The 18,726-nt window shown below is 59.6% G+C and carries 17 protein-coding genes; 12 read left to right on the forward strand and 5 right to left on the reverse strand.

Annotated elements, in window-relative coordinates:
• Nucleotides 1-51 precede the first annotated feature (51 nt).
• Both CLR77_RS02645 and ppa read left to right on the forward strand, forming a co-directional pair.
• Nucleotides 52-1,197 (forward strand): acyl-CoA dehydrogenase family protein, encoded by a 1,146-nt coding sequence (locus CLR77_RS02645; RefSeq protein ID WP_097459024.1) that lies wholly within the window; start codon nt 52-54, stop codon nt 1,195-1,197.
• Nucleotides 1,198-1,312: 115 nt separating this feature from the next.
• Entirely contained in the window at nt 1,313-1,846 is a 534-nt protein-coding gene (gene ppa, locus CLR77_RS02650) for an inorganic diphosphatase (RefSeq protein ID WP_097459025.1), read from the forward strand.
• A gap of 90 nt (nt 1,847-1,936) precedes the next feature.
• On the opposite strand, the gene CLR77_RS02655 is transcribed toward ppa, so the two are convergent.
• Complete coding sequence (locus tag CLR77_RS02655) at nt 1,937-2,986, reverse strand: DUF2333 family protein (protein ID WP_097459026.1); 1,050 nt, start codon at nt 2,984-2,986, stop codon at nt 1,937-1,939.
• 130 nt (nt 2,987-3,116) lie between these two features.
• Complete coding sequence (locus CLR77_RS02660; RefSeq protein ID WP_097459027.1) at nt 3,117-5,099, reverse strand: bifunctional diguanylate cyclase/phosphodiesterase; 1,983 nt, start codon at nt 5,097-5,099, stop codon at nt 3,117-3,119.
• A gap of 250 nt (nt 5,100-5,349) precedes the next feature.
• On the opposite strand from CLR77_RS02660, the gene CLR77_RS02665 reads away from it, so the two are divergent.
• The 10 genes from CLR77_RS02665 (at nt 5,350) to purD (ending at nt 16,414) form a co-directional block, all read left to right on the forward strand.
• On the forward strand, nt 5,350-6,978 hold the full coding sequence (locus CLR77_RS02665; protein ID WP_097459028.1) for a diguanylate cyclase: 1,629 nt from the start codon (nt 5,350-5,352) through the stop codon (nt 6,976-6,978).
• Between the two features lie 267 nt (nt 6,979-7,245).
• Nucleotides 7,246-7,686 carry a type II 3-dehydroquinate dehydratase gene (gene aroQ / locus CLR77_RS02670; protein WP_097459029.1) on the forward strand — a complete coding sequence of 147 codons (441 nt, stop codon included), beginning with the start codon at nt 7,246-7,248 and terminating at the stop codon, nt 7,684-7,686.
• Nucleotides 7,687-7,705: 19 nt separating this feature from the next.
• On the forward strand, nt 7,706-8,158 hold the full coding sequence (gene accB, locus CLR77_RS02675) for an acetyl-CoA carboxylase biotin carboxyl carrier protein (RefSeq protein WP_097459030.1): 453 nt from the start codon (nt 7,706-7,708) through the stop codon (nt 8,156-8,158).
• A gap of 20 nt (nt 8,159-8,178) precedes the next feature.
• On the forward strand, nt 8,179-9,519 hold the full coding sequence (accC, locus tag CLR77_RS02680) for an acetyl-CoA carboxylase biotin carboxylase subunit (protein ID WP_097459031.1): 1,341 nt from the start codon (nt 8,179-8,181) through the stop codon (nt 9,517-9,519).
• Nucleotides 9,520-9,566: 47 nt separating this feature from the next.
• Nucleotides 9,567-10,469, forward strand: a complete 903-nt coding sequence (prmA, locus tag CLR77_RS02685) for a 50S ribosomal protein L11 methyltransferase (RefSeq protein WP_097459032.1) — start codon at nt 9,567-9,569, stop codon at nt 10,467-10,469.
• A gap of 249 nt (nt 10,470-10,718) precedes the next feature.
• On the forward strand, nt 10,719-11,939 hold the full coding sequence (locus CLR77_RS02695) for a DUF3426 domain-containing protein (protein ID WP_097459034.1): 1,221 nt from the start codon (nt 10,719-10,721) through the stop codon (nt 11,937-11,939).
• Between the two features lie 210 nt (nt 11,940-12,149).
• Entirely contained in the window at nt 12,150-13,139 is a 990-nt protein-coding gene (dusB, locus tag CLR77_RS02700) for a tRNA dihydrouridine synthase DusB (RefSeq protein WP_097459035.1), read from the forward strand.
• Nucleotides 13,136-13,444 carry a DNA-binding transcriptional regulator Fis gene (gene fis / locus CLR77_RS02705; RefSeq protein WP_097459036.1) on the forward strand — a complete coding sequence of 103 codons (309 nt, stop codon included), beginning with the start codon at nt 13,136-13,138 and terminating at the stop codon, nt 13,442-13,444. Before dusB ends, fis begins: the two co-directional genes overlap by 4 nt.
• Nucleotides 13,445-13,521: 77 nt before the next feature.
• Entirely contained in the window at nt 13,522-15,102 is a 1,581-nt protein-coding gene (gene purH, locus CLR77_RS02710) for a bifunctional phosphoribosylaminoimidazolecarboxamide formyltransferase/IMP cyclohydrolase (RefSeq protein WP_097459037.1), read from the forward strand.
• A gap of 19 nt (nt 15,103-15,121) precedes the next feature.
• Nucleotides 15,122-16,414: a phosphoribosylamine--glycine ligase gene (purD, locus tag CLR77_RS02715; protein ID WP_097459038.1), complete on the forward strand. Its 1,293-nt coding sequence runs from the start codon at nt 15,122-15,124 to the stop codon at nt 16,412-16,414.
• Nucleotides 16,415-16,509: 95 nt separating this feature from the next.
• Here purD and CLR77_RS02720 read toward each other — a convergent pair whose 3' ends face one another.
• The 3 genes from CLR77_RS02720 to CLR77_RS02730 form a co-directional block, all read right to left on the reverse strand.
• Nucleotides 16,510-16,953: a GlcG/HbpS family heme-binding protein gene (locus CLR77_RS02720; protein WP_097459039.1), complete on the reverse strand. Its 444-nt coding sequence runs from the start codon at nt 16,951-16,953 to the stop codon at nt 16,510-16,512.
• A 102-nt stretch (nt 16,954-17,055) separates the two neighbouring features.
• Nucleotides 17,056-17,667, reverse strand: a complete 612-nt coding sequence (locus tag CLR77_RS02725) for a Crp/Fnr family transcriptional regulator (protein WP_097459040.1) — start codon at nt 17,665-17,667, stop codon at nt 17,056-17,058.
• Nucleotides 17,668-17,890: 223 nt separating this feature from the next.
• Nucleotides 17,891-18,541 (reverse strand): class I SAM-dependent methyltransferase, encoded by a 651-nt coding sequence (locus CLR77_RS02730; protein ID WP_097459041.1) that lies wholly within the window; start codon nt 18,539-18,541, stop codon nt 17,891-17,893.
• Nucleotides 18,542-18,726 lie beyond the last annotated feature (185 nt).

The following is an 18,726-nucleotide window of genomic DNA, read 5'->3' on the forward strand; positions in this document are numbered from 1 at the left end:
GGGCAGACTCAATAGCTAATTACCCTTATCGCTCACTGCAAGGAGAGCCCCATGTCCAACACCGAATATTTTTCGGAGACCCACAACCAAGCCAGGGAAATGGCCAGACGCTTTGTTGCCCGGCATATCCTCCCGCATATCGATGACTGGGAAGAACAGGGAGAGTTCCCGAGGGAACTTTACCACCAGGCAGGAGAGGCTGGCCTCCTGGGCATCGGTTATCCGGAGAAGTTCGGCGGCAGCGGCGAGGGAGACCTTTTCCTGAAGATAGCCGTCAGCGAGGAGCTGTTGCGCTCCACGTCAGGCGGACTCGTGGCCGGACTGGGCTCACTGGATATTGCCCTGCCCCCCATCGTCCAGTGGGCCAGGCCCGAGGTTCGCGACCGGGTGGTTCCGGACGTACTCGCCGGTAGGAAAATTGCCGCTCTCGCGGTTACCGAACCCGACGGCGGATCGGACGTGGCCCGCCTCAAAACCCGTGCCGTTCGCGACGGCGACCATTATCGGGTTTCCGGCAGCAAGACCTTTATCACCAGCGGTATTCGGGCAGATTACTACACTGTCGCCGTACGCACCGGCGACGAGGGGCATGGCGGCATCAGCCTGCTGCTGATCGAGAAAGGGACCCCGGGCTTCAGTGTCGGCCGCAAACTGAACAAGATGGGCTGGTGGGCCAGTGATACCGCTGAACTCTTCTTCGACGACTGCCGGGTGCCCGCAGAAAACCTGATCGGCCAGGAAAATGCCGGCTTCATCGCCATCATGGCCAACTTCCTGCGCGAGCGCCTGATGCTCAGCGTCATGGCCTACATGACAGCCGAACTGGCACTGGAGGCCTCCCTGGAATACACCCGCAGCCGTAAGGCCTTCGGCCGCACCGTCGCCGGCTTTCAGGTGACCCGGCACAAACTGGTGGACATGGCCACCGATGTCGATCTGGCCCGCGAATACACATACCGCTGCGCGGCCTTGATGCAAGCCCGGAAAAACCCGATACGACAGGTCGCCATGGCAAAGAACTTTGCCACCGAGGCCTGCGAGCGCGTCACCCGCGAAGCCGTGCAACTGCATGGTGGCATGGGCTATATGCGGGAGTCTGTGGTCGAACGCCTATACCGGGATGCCCGTATCCTTGCGATCGGCGGCGGCACGACTGAGATCATGAAAGAGCTGATCGCCAAGCAAATGGGCCTCTAGGGCAGGCTGACGTCCAGAAGGCAACCGGGTTTCCCCGGCGGTTTCTCAGGCACCGCCCATCCCGTATAATCACGCCACCTCGTATTCATAAACCCGGCTCAGAAAGGACAACAACATGCTTTTCGACAACATCCCCGCGGGCAAGAATCCACCGGACGATATCTACGTCGTCATCGAAATTCCGGCCAACAGCTCGCCGATCAAGTACGAAATCGACAAGGAGATGGGCGCTGTATTGGTAGACCGCTTCATGTCTACCCCCATGTTCTACCCTGCCAACTACGGCTTTATCCCCCATACCCTGGCGGATGATGGCGACCCTCTGGATGTTCTGGTTGTCACGCCCTACCCGGTCATTCCCGGCTCCATTGTCCGCTGTCGCCCAATCGGCATGCTGCACATGGAAGACGAAGCCGGCGAAGATGCCAAGCTGGTTGCGGTTCCTCACGACAAGCTGTCCACCCTGTACCATGAAGTCAAAGAGGTCGAAGACCTGCCATTGCTGCTGCGCGAGCAGATCAAGCACTTCTTTGAGAACTACAAGGATCTGGAGCACGGCAAGTGGGTCAAGGTGCGCGACTGGGACGACGCAAACGCCGCGCGCGAAGCCATCATGAAATCTGTGGATGCCTACAACGCCGGCAAGTAATCCGAACCGGTTGGCATCAACAAAAAGAGCAGCCCATGGCTGCTCTTTTTTTATTCCCGATTCCCTGTATCTGTCTGCCGAGACAGGATCTCAACCTTGGGCCAGCAGGGATCTCAGGTCGATGATGGCCGCATTGGCCCGAGACAGGTAGGAAGCCATTGTCAACGAATGGTTGGCCAGGACCCCAAAACCGCTGCCATTGAGAATCATCGGGCTCCAGATCGGCTCCTGCGTCGCCTTCAACTCAAGAATAATCTGTTGAAAGCTGACCAGCGCATTCTTATCCACCAGCACACCATGGAAGTCGACCTCCGCGGCCTCCAGCAATTCAATCAGCGCCCATGACTGGCCACGCGCCTCATAGAAAACGTCATCGATCTTGGTCCAGGGTGTCTGCACATATTCGGAAGCCGGTTGTTCCGTCGACTGCCGCGCGCCCTTGTCACCCTTCATCGCTGCATTCAGTTCGACATTGCCCACACTTTGACTCAGGCGCCGGGAAAGGCTGCCGAGACGGGACTGCACGTCTCCCAACCAGGCATTAAGGTTATCCGATCGAGCATAGAACTGTGCCTGCGGCTGTTTGGGGTCAGACAACCGCAGCAGGTAACCGCGCAAGGCTCTCAGGCCTCGGCGATACTCACCCTCCGTAGACGGAATCGCCCAACTGTTGTTATCGAAATTCAGCTGCGGCTCAGCCACGGTGAGGTCCTTATCCTCTGCGGACTGGCTCTGGGAGCGGCTCATATCGCGGCGCAACGCCCGTGCCATGTCGCGCATCTGCACCAGGACGCCGTATTCCCAGTTTGGCATATTGTCCAGCCAGACCCCCGGCGGAAAGATATCGTTGGAAAGGTATCCCCCGGGCTTGGTGAGCAGGACATCTCCCATATGAATCAGGGTCGCGGTGGTCGTGAAACCGATAACGACCTTTCGATTGTTTTGCTGCGCCATGTCGGCCGCCACCTTCTGGACGGAAAACAACGGCGGCTCGGAACTCCAATACATCCCCAGGATGATGGTTACCACCAGGTACAGGGCCACTACCACCCCGATAATCCGCGCAATATGACGTCCACCAACAAAATCCTGGAGACTTTCCCAGCGCTCACCCAGAGCCGCAGTAATTCGATGCCACATGATTGTCATTTTCCTGATTCAATACGTTGCCGGCCTCTGTATCAGGACCGGTTCGCAGACAGCGCCGCACACACACCTTGCCGGAAACAGATAATCCCGGGCAACCGTAACGGGTCAAGAAAACCGCTGATCAAGGATTGGCGCCATTCTCCGGCGCTTCTTGCGGACGCCCCAAATGATACCCCATACCGCCATCGATCGGCTGCTTTCGCAGCAGATCCCACTCGGCGGCGGTTTCCACCCCGTTGACCCAGACTTTCACTCCCCGGCCATGAGCAATCGGCAGGATGGACTGAATAAAGAACAGGTTCTCCGGGTGCTTGTCGATGTCGCGGATATAGCTACGGTCGATGCGGATTCCCTGCACGGGTAATTGGCGCAGGTAGTTGAAGGGCACCCCCCCCACACCGAAGCGATCGACCATGACCTTCGCTCCCGACTCTCCGCCGATACGCAGAAGCTTCTCAAAGCCACTGCGCTGCAACCTTACCACCTGTTCAGGCACCGTCATCCAGACACGGCTGGCGAGATCGCCCACCCTGCGAAGCAACCGCTGCAACCCATCAAGGAAGTCGTCGTCGCCGACGGAGGCTGTCGCAACACTCAGCGACAGGAAGACACCCGGATGCGCTTCCAGCCACTTCAGTGCCAAGTCGAACACAAGGCGGTCCAGCCGCGAGACCAGGGCGAACCGTTCTGCCAACGGAATGAAAACGCTGGCCGTCACCCATTCACTGTCCACCTCAACCCGGGACAGCACTTGATAATAGGCGGTATCGCCCGTCGCAATATTCCGTGCCGGCTGGAACAGGAGATGAATGCGTTCACCGTCAAGTGCATCCTGCAGGATCTGCCGCCAGCGTTCCGCCCCCTCGACACCACCCAGCTCCTCATCGTAGTGGCGAAAGCCGCTGACCATATCGTCTTGCGCCTGACGCAGAGCCGCATCGGCCCGAGAGAGCAGCTCGGATGCCTTGAGACCGCCGCGGCTGGCAGCCAGCCCCGCATGGACGCCGCTGGTCATGGCATCTGCCACCCGACTGTAGACTCGCTCCAACTGGAGAATCAGATCCGACAGCCAATGCTCGGCATCCACCATACCGATGCCGGGCAGGAAGAGGACAAATTCGGCACCGCCCCGCCGCCCGGCAAAGGCGCTGCTGTGGCCCGTGACAAATTCATCCACGACGCCAGCCATCTGCTGCAGCACCGCATCGCCCGCCTGACGTCCACGGGCATGATTGAAATCGGCGAAATAGGCCAATTGAATCAGGATCAAGGTGCCGGTTCCAATCCCATCCTCCGACTCCAGCTCCGCCCGCAGGCGTTGGTCGAACGTGGAGCGGTTGAACAGGCCGGTGACCTGATCTTCCGTGCTTTGCAGGCGCAACTGTTCAATCAGCTTAAGCTGGCCGTCGAAAAGCACGCCCAGATCATCCGCCATCTGGTTCATGGCCAAGCTGACTTTGCGCAGCTCCCGGGTCTGGGGTAAAGGAACATGAACACTGAAATCCCGCTGGCGAATCGCATTCGCCTGATGCTCCATGGCCAGCAGGGGGCGCAGAATCAGGCGAACCATGCGATACAGGAGAAACAGCGCAAGAATCGCAATGGCGAGATACCACAGGGTCTGGTTACGCAGGCTCGCCCACAGGTCCCGATAGGCCCGGGCCGGGCTGCCGGTAACGATCACCCGCCCGAGCTGCTGCCAACCATGGACCACCTGCGCCTGCCCTTGAGGGAACGGCAAATGTACGAGATGAACGAACCAGGGCGGAACACCTTCGATCCCATCGCCCGCCCGGCGACCCGCGACCTCCTGCCCGTTGACATCGAGATACAGGATCGACCGGTAGTCGCCGCTATCGAACATGGCATCAATGGCCAATGATGAGGCTACCGGGTCACGGCCGTCGATGGCATTTGAGAGAGAAAGCCCCAGCGCCGTTGCCGCATCCTGGGCATGCTCCTGGAGCTGCAATGACAAATAGGCGCGAAAACGCTCGAAGCTGACGTAAAAGCTGCCAGCCAACAACACCAGCATCAATATGCCGGTGAATGTCAGCAGTAATGTCTTGAGCCGGTATGGCGCCCGCGCTTCCCTTTGCGTCATCTGAGCATAACACCCGATATTACAATCGTTTACACCTGTGCGGCGAGAGCGACTATAGTTAAGGGTAAGCTGATTCTGTCCCTTGCATCCGACAGGTGTCGGTCCGGTCACATCCTGAACACCGGGGAAAGCATCAGCCTTTAATACACACTATAGTCATCAACGTCGACCCGACAATGATAAAAATACCCATAACCAGACCCGGCACGCTGCCACAGATCGCAAATACCGGACAGGCAAGGCGCAACTCATGACCGACGAAAGTCAGCGCGAAAAACTCAAACAACACTTCGCTCGCCGCGTAACCACTCAGGCCAGGATCGTTCTCGAGACCTGGCAAAAGGTCCGTGACGGCGAAACCGCAGGCGATGCTCTTCTGCGGAGCGAACTTAACGACGCCGTCGACAAGCTCATCAAATATGCCCATCGCTTTGAGATGGAGAAGCACGCGGCCGTCGGTGACGAGCTGAAAACCAGCCTGTCCGGCTGGCAGGCAGGCCAACAGCTGTCCCCCGACACGCAGGAAAAACTGCAGGGTGCCATTGATCGCCTGAGCCAGTGCACCCTGAGGCGGACCGATCAGTCCCAGGACGAGCCGCCCAGGACCCTGCTGCGCACCCCTATCTACATTGCGCTCGACAGCCCGGAGAGCAGCCACCGGGTCATCAAGCAACTGGAATTCTTCGGCTTCCGCGCCGCCGCGTTCGATACCCCACAGGCACTCATCGACGAATGCTCGAGGCACAAGCCAGAAACCATTGTCATCGACGTCAACTTCGGAGGCAGCCCGCAGCAGGGCATTGAGACCATCGAAGCACTTCAACAACACCACGAAACGCCCATCCCGATCATTTTCGTCAGCGAAGATGACGGCAGTATCGGCACCCGCCTGCGCGCATCCCGTTCCGGCGGCGAAGAATTCTTCCACCGGGCAGTGGACCCCGGCCAGCTCATCGAGAAGATCGAGACCTACACTCACTCGAATCCGATCGAGCCTTACCGGGTATTGGTTGTCGACGATTCCCGCGCCCAGGCCAAGTTCATGGAGAACGTGCTCAATCGTGCCGGCATGAAATCCCGGATCATTACCGATCCCATGCTGGTGATGGACGCCCTTGATGAATTCTCTCCCGAAATCATCATTCTCGACATGTACATGCCAGGTTGTACCGGCATGGAGATCGCCCGCGTGATCCGCCAGCAGGACCGCCTCCACAGCGTGCCGATCATCTACCTGTCTGCCGAAGACGACGTCAACAAACAGCTTCACGCCATGAGCTTGGGCGGTGACGACTTCCTCACCAAGCCGATCGACCCCAAGCACCTTATCGCCACCATCCACAACCGTGGCCGCCGCGCCCGCTCGCTGCTGGCACTGATGATCCGCGACAGCCTGACCGGCCTCTACAATCACACCCACACGCTGCACCTGCTCGATGTGGAGATCAACAAGGCGCGACAGAGCGGCCAACCGCTCACCTTCGCCATGCTGGACATTGATTACTTCAAAAAAATCAATGACAGCTACGGCCACCCCATCGGCGACCGTGTGCTCCGCAGCCTGTCGCTGTTCCTCAAGCAGCGCCTGCGCAAGACCGACCACATCGGCCGTTACGGCGGCGAGGAGTTCGCTATTATCCTCCCGGATACCCGGGAACAGGATGCACGCACCGTATTGAATGAAATTCGCGAACGCTTCGGCGAACTGTTACAACCGGCCGGCAACGAGGATTTCCGTGTCACCTTCAGTTGTGGCGTCGCCGACTGGACAGGAGAAGCGTCCCAACAGCTGTGCGAAAAAGCCGACAGGGCACTCTATGACGCCAAACGTGCCGGACGGAATACCGTCGCCGCCGCCAGTGCAGGAGCCGATGCCTGACGCCACCCACGCCAGATGATTGACCGGTCGCCCGGCCCCGGGCGACTGCCCCATCGCCATACGTCGTATGGACCCCCGCCCAATCCTGATTGACAATGCCCTCACATTGACTGACCCGGCACCGGGAGCATGTCTGCACCTCGCAAAATGGGTTGAAGTTGCCAGTAGAAGTCGGCAAACTTGCGTGAAATTGCCGCGATTTGTCGTCTATAGTCGCCAAACGACAGCTTGGCGACGCAAATGTTTCTCGACATAACGGACTCCGTAATGGCCACCATTCTTGTTCTGCATGGACCGAACCTGAACCTGCTGGGCACCCGGGAACCCGAGATCTATGGTCGTGAAACACTGGCGGACATCAATCACCGCCTCCATGACATCGCGGCCGAAGCCGGTCATCATTTGCTTCACCTGCAATCCAACGCCGAATACGAACTGATCGACCGGGTCCATGAAGCCCGGCAGGAAGGCGTGGATTTCATCCTGATTAACCCTGCCGCGTTGACGCATACCAGCGTGGCCTTACGAGACGCCCTGTTGGGCGTCGACATTCCATTCATTGAAATCCATCTGTCCAACGTTCATGCACGTGAACCGTTTCGCCACCACTCCTATTTCTCGGATGCCGCTGTCGGCGTCATCTGCGGACTGGGAAGTCAGGGGTACGAACTGGCCCTGCAGGCGGCGTTAAAACGAATCGCGTCCTGAATGCACCGAGAAAGAGCCCATGGATATTCGTAAAGTCAAGAAACTGATTGAACTGTTGGAAGAGTCCGACGTTGAAGAACTGGAAATCAAGGAAGGCGACGACGCCGTTCGCATTACTCGCCGCCGCCAGCCCGATGCTTACACGGCACCGGCGACCGTCGTAGCGGCACCCGCCCCGGCTGCAGCTCCGGCGCAACCAGCGACCGAAGCGGGCAAGCCTGCAGAAGACAAACCCAAGGGGCATTTGATGCGCTCACCGATGGTGGGCACGTTCTATCGCTCACCGTCTCCGACAGCGCCCGCGTTCGTGGAAGTGGGTCAAACAGTCAAGGAAGGCGATGTGCTCTGCATCGTCGAAGCGATGAAGATGATGAATCAGATCGAGGCCGACAAGAGCGGCACCATCGCCGAAATCCTTGTAGACAACGGCCAGCCGGTGGAATTCGATCAACCGCTGCTGGTCATCGTGTGACGACAGGTTAGTCCTGAATCATGATAGAAAAAGTCCTTATTGCCAATCGCGGCGAGATTGCCCTGCGCATTCTCCGTGCCTGCAAGGAGCTGGGCATCCGTACCGTGGCGGTCCACTCCAGCGTCGACCGCGACCTGATGCACGTCCGTCTGGCGGACGAATCCGTGTGCATCGGGCCCAACAGCGCCACCGACAGCTACCTGAATATTCCGGCGATCATCAGCGCAGCTGAGGTCACTGATAGCGTGGCCATTCACCCGGGCTATGGCTTTCTGGCGGAAAACGCCGACTTTGCCGAGCAGGTGGAAAAAAGTGGATTCCGCTTTATAGGACCACCCGCCCAAGTCATTCGCCTGATGGGTAACAAGGTCTCCGCCATCAAGGCCATGGCTCGTTCCGGTGTTCCCACCGTACCCGGCTCAGACGGTCCGGTCGGCAGCGACGCCGAGCGCACCCTGGCCGTTGCCCAGGAAATCGGCTACCCCATAATCATCAAGGCGGCAGCCGGCGGTGGCGGACGCGGCATGCAGGTCGTGCATTCCGAAGCAGCCCTGCTCAACTCGGTGTATATCACCCAGTCCGAGGCCCGCAACGCCTTCGGTGACGATACCGTCTATCTGGAAAAATTCCTCGATACGCCACGGCACGTCGAAGTTCAGGTACTGGCCGACACCCATGGCAACGTCATTCACCTCGGCGATCGCGACTGCTCCATGCAGCGCCGCCACCAGAAGGTCCTGGAAGAGGCCCCGGCCCCCAATATCGATCCGGACGCCCGCGCCCAGGTCCTCGACGCCTGTGTTCGCGCCTGCCGCGAAATCGGCTATGTCGGCGCAGGTACCTTCGAGTTCCTCTATCAGGATGGCCAGTTCTTCTTTATCGAGATGAACACCCGTGTTCAGGTTGAGCATCCGGTCACTGAAATGGTGACAGGTGTGGATATCGTCAAGGAGCAGCTGCGGATTGCCAGCGGCCTGCCGCTATCTGTCAGCCAGGACGACATCGTCATTCGCGGTCACGCTATCGAATGCCGCATCAACGCCGAGGATCCGGAAACCTTCCGTCCCAGCCCCGGCCGCATCAACCATTTCCATGCACCGGGCGGCAACGGCGTCAGGGTGGACTCCCACCTGTACAGCGGCTATACGGTGCCACCGTACTACGACTCGCTGGTCTGCAAGCTGATCACCTTTGGTGACGACCGGGACATCGCCCTTAACCGGATGCGCATTGCACTGGACGAGTTGGTCGTGGACGGCATCAAGACCAATACGCCGCTGCACCGGCGACTGGTGCGCGATAGCGCCTTCCGCCACGTCGACTTCACCATTCATTATCTGGAAAAACTGATTCGGGACTGACGCCTTCACGGGCGCCCGTCACCCGAAGCCCTCCCAAGGACATCGGCATGGCCTGGATACAACTGCACGTTCACACTGACCCGGATCATGCCGAGCAGCTCGAAGACCTGCTGATGTCGCTCGGCGCGGATGCCGTTTCCATGGACGACGCACTGGACCAGCCGCTGTACGAACCCGAACTGGGAACGACACCACTCTGGAACAGCACCCGGGTTACCGGCCTGTTCAAGAGTGAGCAGGATCTCGACGCCATTCAGTCCCAACTGCAGGCGCTTTACCACGCTGAAACAGCCCAGTCGCTGGGTGACATCGAGGTCGAGCTGCTTGAAGACAGGGAGTGGGAACGGGCCTGGATGGACGACTTCCAGCCCATGCGCTTCGGGCAACGCCTCTGGATTTGCCCGAGCTGGCATACACCGCCCACCGACGATGCCGTCAACCTGATGCTCGACCCTGGACTGGCCTTCGGTACCGGCACGCACCCGACCACGGCGCTTTGCCTGGAATGGCTCGACAGTGCCGAGGTCGGCGGCAAGGAAATTATCGATTACGGCTGTGGATCGGGCATTCTCGGACTAGCCGCTCTGCTGCTTGGAGCGCCCCATGTCATCGGCGTCGATATGGACCCCCAGGCCCTGGAGGCCAGCCGCGAAAACGCCCGGCGCAATAACGTCGCCACCGAGCGGCTCGACCTCTACCTACCCGAGGCGGCGCCGGAAACACAGGCGGACATCCTGCTCGCTAACATCCTGGCGCAACCCTTGATGGAGCTTGCTCCTATGCTCGCACAACGGGTTCGTCCCGGCGGCTGGATCGTACTTTCAGGCATTCTGTCGAATCAGGCAGACGATCTTCTGAAGCGTTACGAGCACTGGTTCGATATGGAAGAACCGGCAGAGCAGGATGGTTGGGTGAGACTGCAGGGACGTCGGCATCAGGCAAACGGGTGACCGTACTCCGGTTTCCGACTACACTGTTTTTCGAAGAGCTGTTTTCGAATACACTTGCCCAGAATCGACGATTCCGCAAACGGCCAAAGCGGTGGCAGACGCTGCAGTGCAGCGTTCACGACACCGGTAGCGGCTAACGCAAGGAAAACGTAGTATACGATGCCAGGTGTGTTACCGGCCTTCAGTCGCCGGACCCACGTTACCGCGATTGTAGTTTGCCAGACACCGGCATTGGCCTGAAGGACGTGCATGAGCATACTCACCCGCTGCCCCCACTGCCAGACCCGTTTCCGGGTAACCGACGAACAATTGAAAATGGCCTCCGGCAAAGTCCGTTGCGGGCACTGCATGGGCGTCTTCAACGCGACGGAATATCAGATCGACGACACGCCCCCTGCACCTCCGGCCGAGCCAGCGCCACAGAAAGCTCCGCCCACCAAGGCCGTCGAGCCGCCACCGGAACCCGAGCCACAAGAGCCGCCAAAGCCTAAGCCGGCAACAGCAGCGCCGGACGAGGACGAACTGCTTTTTGCCGACAACCCCGAGGAAGACAGCACCGACAGCGGATATGCCGGCAACAAGAAGCTGTTCGACAACGATGAATTGAGCGACAGCTTCCTCTCCCTGGACCGTGAAGATGAGCCGGGCTTCCAGGACAGCGACAGCGTCGAGCACACGGAAGAGAATATCGACGAAAGCTGGGCAGAGGAAATACTGCAGGAAGACCACAAGGAAAAGAAGGCACCCGAAACGCCTGAGCCAAAGGAATCCGCACCGCGTCCGTCTTCCCAACCCCGGCCGAGGGCGACCCCTGCACCGTCGGAAACAGAGCAACCGCTGCGCGCCGAGCCCCGGATGACAGTCGAACCCGACGACAGGGAGGCAGTACAGAAACCAAAGGCCAAGCCCGTCGCGGCACAACGGTTCGACCACCTCAGGGCAGAGCCTATCGCGCTCGACGAGCGCCCCTCCCGGCATTGGGGCAAGCGCATTTTCTGGACGCTCGTCCTGCTGGCACTGATCGGTGGCGCCGTTGCCCAGGTTACCTGGTTCCAGTTCGATAAACTGTCGCGTATCCCAACCCTGCGCCCCTTTTACGAAATGGGCTGCCACTGGGTCGGTTGCAAGCTGCCGCCACTGATCGATGTCAGCCAGATCCAGAGCCAGCAGTTGCTGGTTCGCGCCAAAACCGATCAACCCAACGTACTGGTGGTCGACGCGATCATTGTCAATCAGGCACCTTTCGGCCAGCCGTTCCCGGCCATCGCATTGACCTTCTCGAACCTGAACAATGACGTCGTCGCGCAGCGCCTGTTCCAACCGGACGAATATCTGGCTGGAGAAGCCAAAGGCATGAAGACCATGCCACCGAATACGCCGGTGCGGATATCCCTGTCGATCAAGGATCCGGGACGCGATGCCGTCAACTACAACATTGCCTTCTTCGCTCGATCGACAGCCGCCCAATAATCCAGACGGGGCCCTGACTGGGCCCCACTCTCACCGACCTTCCGGCAGGCTCGGCCATTCCCAGAAGGCTGACTAAAAGTCAACCAGCCCGAACGAATATTAATCAACTTTTTCCGCCATTTTCCCCTTTAACCCCTGCAGTACGGGGGGTATCATTAGCGCCCCCGAAACCTGGCTGACATTTGACCAGTTCTTTAGCAGGAGAACAGGGTGGTACACATCGGTCCCTACAAGCTGGATAACGCGTTGATTCTGGCTCCCATGGCCGGTGTCACGGACCTTCCCTTTCGCCTGTTATGCCGAAAGCTGGGTGCCGGACTCGCGGTTTCGGAGATGTTGATCGCCGACAGTCGCCTGTGGAACACGCGCAAATCCCGACTGCGCCTGGATCATACGGGAGAGCCGGAGCCACGTTCCGTACAGATCGCCGGCGGTGATCCGGCCATGCTCGCGGAAGCCGCACGACTGAATGCCGAACGCGGCGCCCAGATCATCGACATCAACATGGGCTGCCCGGCCAAAAAAGTCTGTAACAAGGCTGCCGGTTCCGCGTTGATGAAAGACGAAGCTTTGGTAAGGGACATCCTGCAGGCGGTGGTCGAAGCCGTCACGGTACCGGTGACGCTGAAAATGCGCAGCGGATGGGATACCGACAACCGCAATGCCCCCCGTATTGCCAGGATGGCGGAGGACGCAGGCATACAGGCGCTGGCCGTCCACGGTCGCACCCGGGCCTGCGGCTATCGGGGCGATGCCGAATACGACACCATTGCCGAGGTCAAGGCTGCGGTGTCGATTCCGGTTTTCGCCAACGGCGATGTGGATACGCCGGAAAAGGCCCTTCAGGTGCTGCGCCATACCGGCGCAGACGGTCTTTTGATCGGCCGGGCCGCGCAGGGGAATCCCTGGATTTTCAGGGAAATCGACCATTTCCTACGGACAGGAAGCCAACTCCCCACCCCGGCGCTCGACGAGATTCGGGAAACCTTGCTGGGCCATCTCAACGCCCTGCATGCGTTTTATGGGGATCCCATGGGCGTGCGAATTGCGCGTAAACACGTGGGCTGGTACTTGCAGGTGCATGACCAGGACGGGACTTTTCGCAAGTATTTTAATGCGTTGGACGATAAATCCGCGCAACTGGACAGTATTGAATCCTATTTCGAAGACTTACGGAACCAAGAGGTGTTTGCAGCATGAGTGCCGAAACCATGGCCGAAAACCCACTCGCCAATAATGAGAACCAGACACTGCAGGCTCTTGCCGGCAATGGAACGGGCGTTACCCTGCGCGACAGCGTCGAGCAGGCGCTGACCAACTACTTCGCCCAACTCGACGGCGCCCCGGTCACCGACGTGTACCAGCTGGTCCTGTCCGAGGTCGAAGCCCCGCTGCTCGAACACGTTATGCGCTATACCCGCAACAACCAGACCCGTGCATCCGTCATGCTGGGTCTCAATCGCGGCACGCTGCGCAAGAAACTGAAACAGTACGGCCTGTTATAATCCCTTCCTGAATCCATGGGGACGTCCTATTGCGACGCTCCCCTTTGTCTAGCCGAACGACTGCAGACGACCAGATCATGTCCAAGAAACCGATAGTCCCCATCCGTCGCGCGCTCATCAGCGTTTCCGACAAAACCGGTATCGTCGATTTTGCCAAGGCCCTGAGCCGCCGCGGTATCGAACTGCTCTCCACCGGAGGCACCTTCCGCCTGCTGAGCGAAAACGCCGTTCCGGTGACCGAGGTCTCCGATTACACCGGCTTCCCGGAAATGATGGACGGCCGCGTCAAGACGCTGCACCCGAAAGTCCATGGAGGCATTCTAGGCCGTCGCGGCACCGACGACGCCATCATGGAGCAGCATGGCATCCAGGCCATCGACCTGGTCGTGGTCAACCTGTATCCGTTCGAGCAAACCGTCTCCAGAGAAGACTGCAGCCTGGCTGATGCCATCGAGAACATCGATATCGGTGGTCCGACCATGGTCCGGGCGGCTGCCAAGAATCACGAAGATGTCGCCATCGTCGTCAATGCTTCCGACTACGACCGGGTACTCGACGAGCTCAATAACAACGATGGCGGCCTGACCCGCGAGACCCGCTTCGACCTGGCCGTACGTGCCTTTGAGCACACTGCCGCCTACGACGGAGCCATCGCCAACTACCTCGGCGGACGCACAACCGACAATGACAACCCCGCCTTCCCCCGCACCCTGAACCTGCATTTCCGCAAGGCGCAGGACATGCGGTATGGCGAGAACCCGCACCAGCGTGCCGCCTTCTATGTCGAGCGTCAGCCGAAAGAAGCCTGTATTGCCACCGCAACCCAGTTGCAGGGCAAGGAGCTGTCCTACAACAATGTCGCCGATACGGACGCTGCCCTGGAGTGCGTCAAGCCCTTCTCTGATCCGGCCTGCGTCATCGTCAAGCACGCCAATCCCTGCGGCGTGGCCATCGGCGTCGATATCCGCCAAGCCTACGACCTCGCTTTCGCGACTGACCCAACCTCCGCGTTTGGCGGCATCATTGCCTTCAACCGTGAGCTGGACGTGGAAACCGCCAAGGCCATCGTCGAGCGTCAGTTTGTCGAAGTCGTGATTGCTCCCGTCGTCAGCGATGCTGCCCTGGCCGTCTTCGAAGCCAAGAAAAACGTCCGCGTGCTGGCCTGCGGCGAGTTCGCTGCAGAACGTGCTGCGACGATGGACTACAAGCGGGTGACCGGTGGCCTGTTGGTGCAGGACCGTGATCTGGGCATGGTCGACATGAACAGCATCAAGGTCGTTACCGAGCGTTCGCCGAGCGAGCAGGAACTCAACGATCTGTTGTTCGCCTGGGAAGTGGCCAAGTTCGTCAAGTCCAACGCAATCGTCTACGCCAAGCAGGGCCGTACCATTGGGATAGGCGCGGGGCAGATGAGTCGCGTGTACAGTGCGAAAATCGCTGGCATTAAAGCCGCGGATGAGAAGCTGGAGGTCGCCGGATCGGTCATGGCTTCCGACGCCTTCTTCCCGTTCCGCGATGGCATCGACGCCGCGGCGGCAGCCGGTATCCGTGCCGTCATCCAGCCCGGTGGCTCCATGCGCGACCAGGAAGTCATCGACGCGGCCAATGAACACGGTATCGCGATGGTCTTCACCGGCATGCGTCATTTCCGTCACTGATCCGACAGAGGAAAACACCATGAAGATTCTTGTGATCGGCAGCGGCGGACGCGAACATGCTCTGGCCTGGAAAGCCGCCCAGGCGGACTATGTGGAAAAGGTATTCGTCGCCCCCGGCAACGCCGGCACGGCGCTGGAGCCCAAACTGGAAAACGTGGGCATCGAGGTCACCGACCTTGAATCCCTGGCAGACTTTGCCGAGCAGCAGGACATCGGCCTGACGATCGTGGGCCCCGAAGCACCTCTTGTACTGGGTGTCGTCGATCTGTTCCGCGCACGCGGCCTGCGCATTTTCGGCCCGAGCGCCAAAGCCGCACAACTTGAGGGCTCCAAAGCGTTCACCAAGGACTTCCTGGCGCGCCACCAGATCCCAACCGCCGAGTACCAGAACTTTACCGATGTCGACCAGGCCCTGGCTTACGTGCGTGAGCGCGGCGCCCCGATCGTCATCAAGGCCGACGGCCTGGCGGCAGGCAAAGGCGTGATCGTCGCCATGACCTTGATGGAAGCCGAAGACGCCGTGAAGGACATGCTGGCCGGCAACAAATTCGGCGACGCGGGCCACCGGGTCGTGGTGGAGGATTTCCTCGACGGCGAGGAAGCCAGCTTCATCGTTATGGTCGACGGCGAACATGTACTCGCCATGGCCACCAGTCAGGACCACAAACGTGTCGGAGATGCCGATACCGGCCCTAACACCGGCGGCATGGGCGCTTACTCCCCGGCGCCGGTGGTGACCCCTGCGATCCATGACCGCATCATGGACGAGGTCATCATGCCCACCGTGCGCGGCATGGCGTCCGAGGATAACCCTTACACGGGATTCCTCTATGCCGGCCTGATGATCGCCGCCGACGGCAGCCCCAAAGTGATCGAGTTCAACTGCCGCTTCGGCGACCCGGAAACCCAACCGATCATGATGCGCATGCGCTCCGATCTGGTGGAACTCTGCAATGCCGCGGTCGACGGACGCCTCGACCAGTGCGACTCTGACTGGGACGAGCGCGCTTCCCTGGGCATCGTGCTGGCTGCCGGCGGTTATCCGGACAGCTACGCCAAAGGTAATGTCATCAGCGGATTACCCGAAACGGAAATCGAAGGCGAGAAGGTCTTCCATGCCGGTACACGCATGGAGAACGGCAATGTAGTCACTAACGGCGGCCGCGTCCTCTGCGCCACCGCTCTGGGTCAGACCGTCACCGAAGCCCAACAGCGGGCCTATGCATTAGCGGCCAAGATTCAGTGGCAGGACCTGTATTACCGGAAGGATATCGGCTACCGCGCCGTGGCGCGGGAAACCGCTGAGCAGTGAGCAAGTCCGAAGGGCCAGAGCGAAATACCCGCTCTGGCCCTAGCTGTCACCCTTTACCTCATCGGCAAGCCGACACTTCCCAGTACTCAACGGTCTCAGTCCAAGGCTGCCGCTCCGGCCATTGCCACCTGTGCATCCTGCGTTGACTGCATACCAGACACACCAATAGCGCCGACGATCAGCCCCCCGGCAATTAATGGCAATCCGCCCTCCAGGGCCACCACCCCGGGCACGGACAGCAGTCGCAGCCCCAGACCGCCCTGCTCAACCGCTTGCTCGAGCAGCCGTGTCGGCCGGCGAAAGTCCAATGCCGTCTGCGCCTTCAACTGAGACACCTTGATGCTGCCGTATTGGGCGTGCTCCAAACGATGCACCATGACCAGATGGCCGGTGCTGTCGACGATCGTGATGACCATCGGCCACTGCTGACAGGCCGCTTCCTGCTCAGCCGCAGCCATGACCTGACGAGCCTGATCAAGAGAAAGCGGATTGCCGTATCGCGGCAGGGGCTCGACGGGGGGCGTTGCTAATGAACTCATTGTCTACTTCCTCGAATCGGTTAAGCCTCCGGATAATCCGGTCGAGGAGAGAGCATAAAAGAGGGTGCTAAGCAGACGCCTTAACAGATGTTAAGCCGCGGCTCAGCTCAGGTTACCCGCCACCTTGCGTCGCAGGCGCGAGAGCGACACCTCGGAGATCCCAAGGTAGGAGGCGATGTGATACTGCGGTAGGCGGCCTGCCAGTTCCGGATAACGTTCCAGAAAATCGCGATAGCGCCCGGTAGCATCCAGCCGTTGGAACCCCGTCAGCCGATCCGCCTTCATCCGGAGTAACGCACCAACATAACGTTTGACCATTCCGTCAAGAACGGCGTTCCCGGCCGCCAAAGCACTAAAGGTTGCGGCCGGAGCCTCGAAAACGACGCTGTCTTCGATCGCCTGCATGCCATACGGATCAGGCCAGGACATGTGTGTTTCCGCCAGCGGGCCAGTCAGTCGCCCCTCGGCGGCAAACCCCTTATTCCACTCACGCCCCTCTTCATCGAGGATGAAAAAACGCAAGACCCCACGGGCTACCACCAGGACGCGGTCGAACGCCTTGCCGGGCATGGCCAGGAATTGGCCGCCGGAGTATTGCCGCGCCTCAAACAAGGGTTCCAGCTCACGCAACAACTCGTCCGACACGACACCCCAAGGAGAGAGCGCAGCATGTAGTGCTTGTGAAAGGCGGAAAGGCTCGGCGACCATGTCCATTAAATGTCCCTCAACGCGCAATGCTCGCACGGTAGGCTCGCAATTCACGGAAAGTTAATGGAGTTGGGGATGAAGTACAACTGACGTTCCCGCACAGGCACGGTTTCCTTCGCCACTCATCTTCCAATGCAACAGCCACCTCACTACGTTCTCACAATGACCGCCGCCACTGGCGAGGTTCCCTCATCACACCAACGGTTTGATTCAGATACACCCGTTTCACCTAGCGATGATATTGCAGGATTTGCCCCCGGAACGGCTGCTCCAGATAGTCTGCCGGCTCAGGACGATGCTGTTGATGGGAGTAACCCATGCTGACCATACGTTTGCTGAAGCGCGCATGGTGTCCGCGACCGGGGTCCACCAGTACCACATCCCCCTGGGGCGTCGCATGTCGCTCGACAAACTGGGAGAGCGCATCGACATGCTCATGCTCGTATAACAGATCGCTGCCGATGATCAGGTCGAAACGCCCCAGGGCCGCAGGGTCATCCTCCCAGCCTGTGCGCACGAAGGGAATGCTTTCCCCTTGGTTCAAGCGAACGTTTTCGTGCAGGAATTTTTCCGCTTCCGGATGATAATCCGTCGCCGTAATGTCCGCCTGGCGATGATTCAGCACCAGGCTGGCCAAGGCTATTCCGCAGCCCACCTCCAGGATACGGCGACCTTCGACGTCATAGTCGACCATCAGATGTGCAAGCACCCGGCCGGATGCCCAGATAATGCCGAACAAGGGCCAACTGGCCGAGGAGATCCCCAGCTTTTCGGCAACACCGTCAACATCGGAGAATTGCTGATTGTCCCTTAACGTCCGGACATGGATATCGATGTCATCAAACTCAATGGTCTGATAACGCAGGCGGAGCGCCTTCATGGGGAACCTTTACGCGTGAGTGACACGCAGCTTCCACATCCCGGCAGATAACCCCGGAAGCACCTCACTCTGCCACGCTTGTCCGACACCATACAGGGCCCAAGACCCCACGTCAGCTTCGTTTAAACACGGACAGGCTTCGGAGAGCGGTCCCCGTGCCTGGTTTCCATCGACATGAAAGGTCC

Origin of the sequence: Mangrovitalea sediminis (assembly GCF_002514725.1) — a bacterium.
GTDB classification, from domain to species: domain Bacteria; phylum Pseudomonadota; class Gammaproteobacteria; order Pseudomonadales; family Oleiphilaceae; genus Mangrovitalea; species Mangrovitalea sediminis.

Excerpts from the sequence above, each read along its gene's own strand:
- CLR77_RS02645 (WP_097459024.1), top strand. The coding sequence starts at position 52 with ATGTCCAACACCGAATATTTTTCGGAGACCCACAACCAAGCCAGGGAA.
- ppa (WP_097459025.1), top strand. The coding sequence starts at position 1,313 with ATGCTTTTCGACAACATCCCCGCGGGCAAGAATCCACCGGACGATATC.
- CLR77_RS02655 (WP_097459026.1), bottom strand. The coding sequence starts at position 2,986 with ATGTGGCATCGAATTACTGCGGCTCTGGGTGAGCGCTGGGAAAGTCTC.
- CLR77_RS02660 (WP_097459027.1), bottom strand. The coding sequence starts at position 5,099 with ATGACGCAAAGGGAAGCGCGGGCGCCATACCGGCTCAAGACATTACTG.
- CLR77_RS02665 (WP_097459028.1), top strand. The coding sequence starts at position 5,350 with ATGACCGACGAAAGTCAGCGCGAAAAACTCAAACAACACTTCGCTCGC.
- aroQ (WP_097459029.1), top strand. The coding sequence starts at position 7,246 with ATGGCCACCATTCTTGTTCTGCATGGACCGAACCTGAACCTGCTGGGC.
- accB (WP_097459030.1), top strand. The coding sequence starts at position 7,706 with ATGGATATTCGTAAAGTCAAGAAACTGATTGAACTGTTGGAAGAGTCC.
- accC (WP_097459031.1), top strand. The coding sequence starts at position 8,179 with ATGATAGAAAAAGTCCTTATTGCCAATCGCGGCGAGATTGCCCTGCGC.
- prmA (WP_097459032.1), top strand. The coding sequence starts at position 9,567 with ATGGCCTGGATACAACTGCACGTTCACACTGACCCGGATCATGCCGAG.
- CLR77_RS02695 (WP_097459034.1), top strand. The coding sequence starts at position 10,719 with ATGAGCATACTCACCCGCTGCCCCCACTGCCAGACCCGTTTCCGGGTA.
- fis (WP_097459036.1), top strand. The coding sequence starts at position 13,136 with ATGAGTGCCGAAACCATGGCCGAAAACCCACTCGCCAATAATGAGAAC.
- purH (WP_097459037.1), top strand. The coding sequence starts at position 13,522 with ATGTCCAAGAAACCGATAGTCCCCATCCGTCGCGCGCTCATCAGCGTT.
- purD (WP_097459038.1), top strand. The coding sequence starts at position 15,122 with ATGAAGATTCTTGTGATCGGCAGCGGCGGACGCGAACATGCTCTGGCC.
- CLR77_RS02720 (WP_097459039.1), bottom strand. The coding sequence starts at position 16,953 with ATGAGTTCATTAGCAACGCCCCCCGTCGAGCCCCTGCCGCGATACGGC.
- CLR77_RS02725 (WP_097459040.1), bottom strand. The coding sequence starts at position 17,667 with ATGGACATGGTCGCCGAGCCTTTCCGCCTTTCACAAGCACTACATGCT.
- CLR77_RS02730 (WP_097459041.1), bottom strand. The coding sequence starts at position 18,541 with ATGAAGGCGCTCCGCCTGCGTTATCAGACCATTGAGTTTGATGACATC.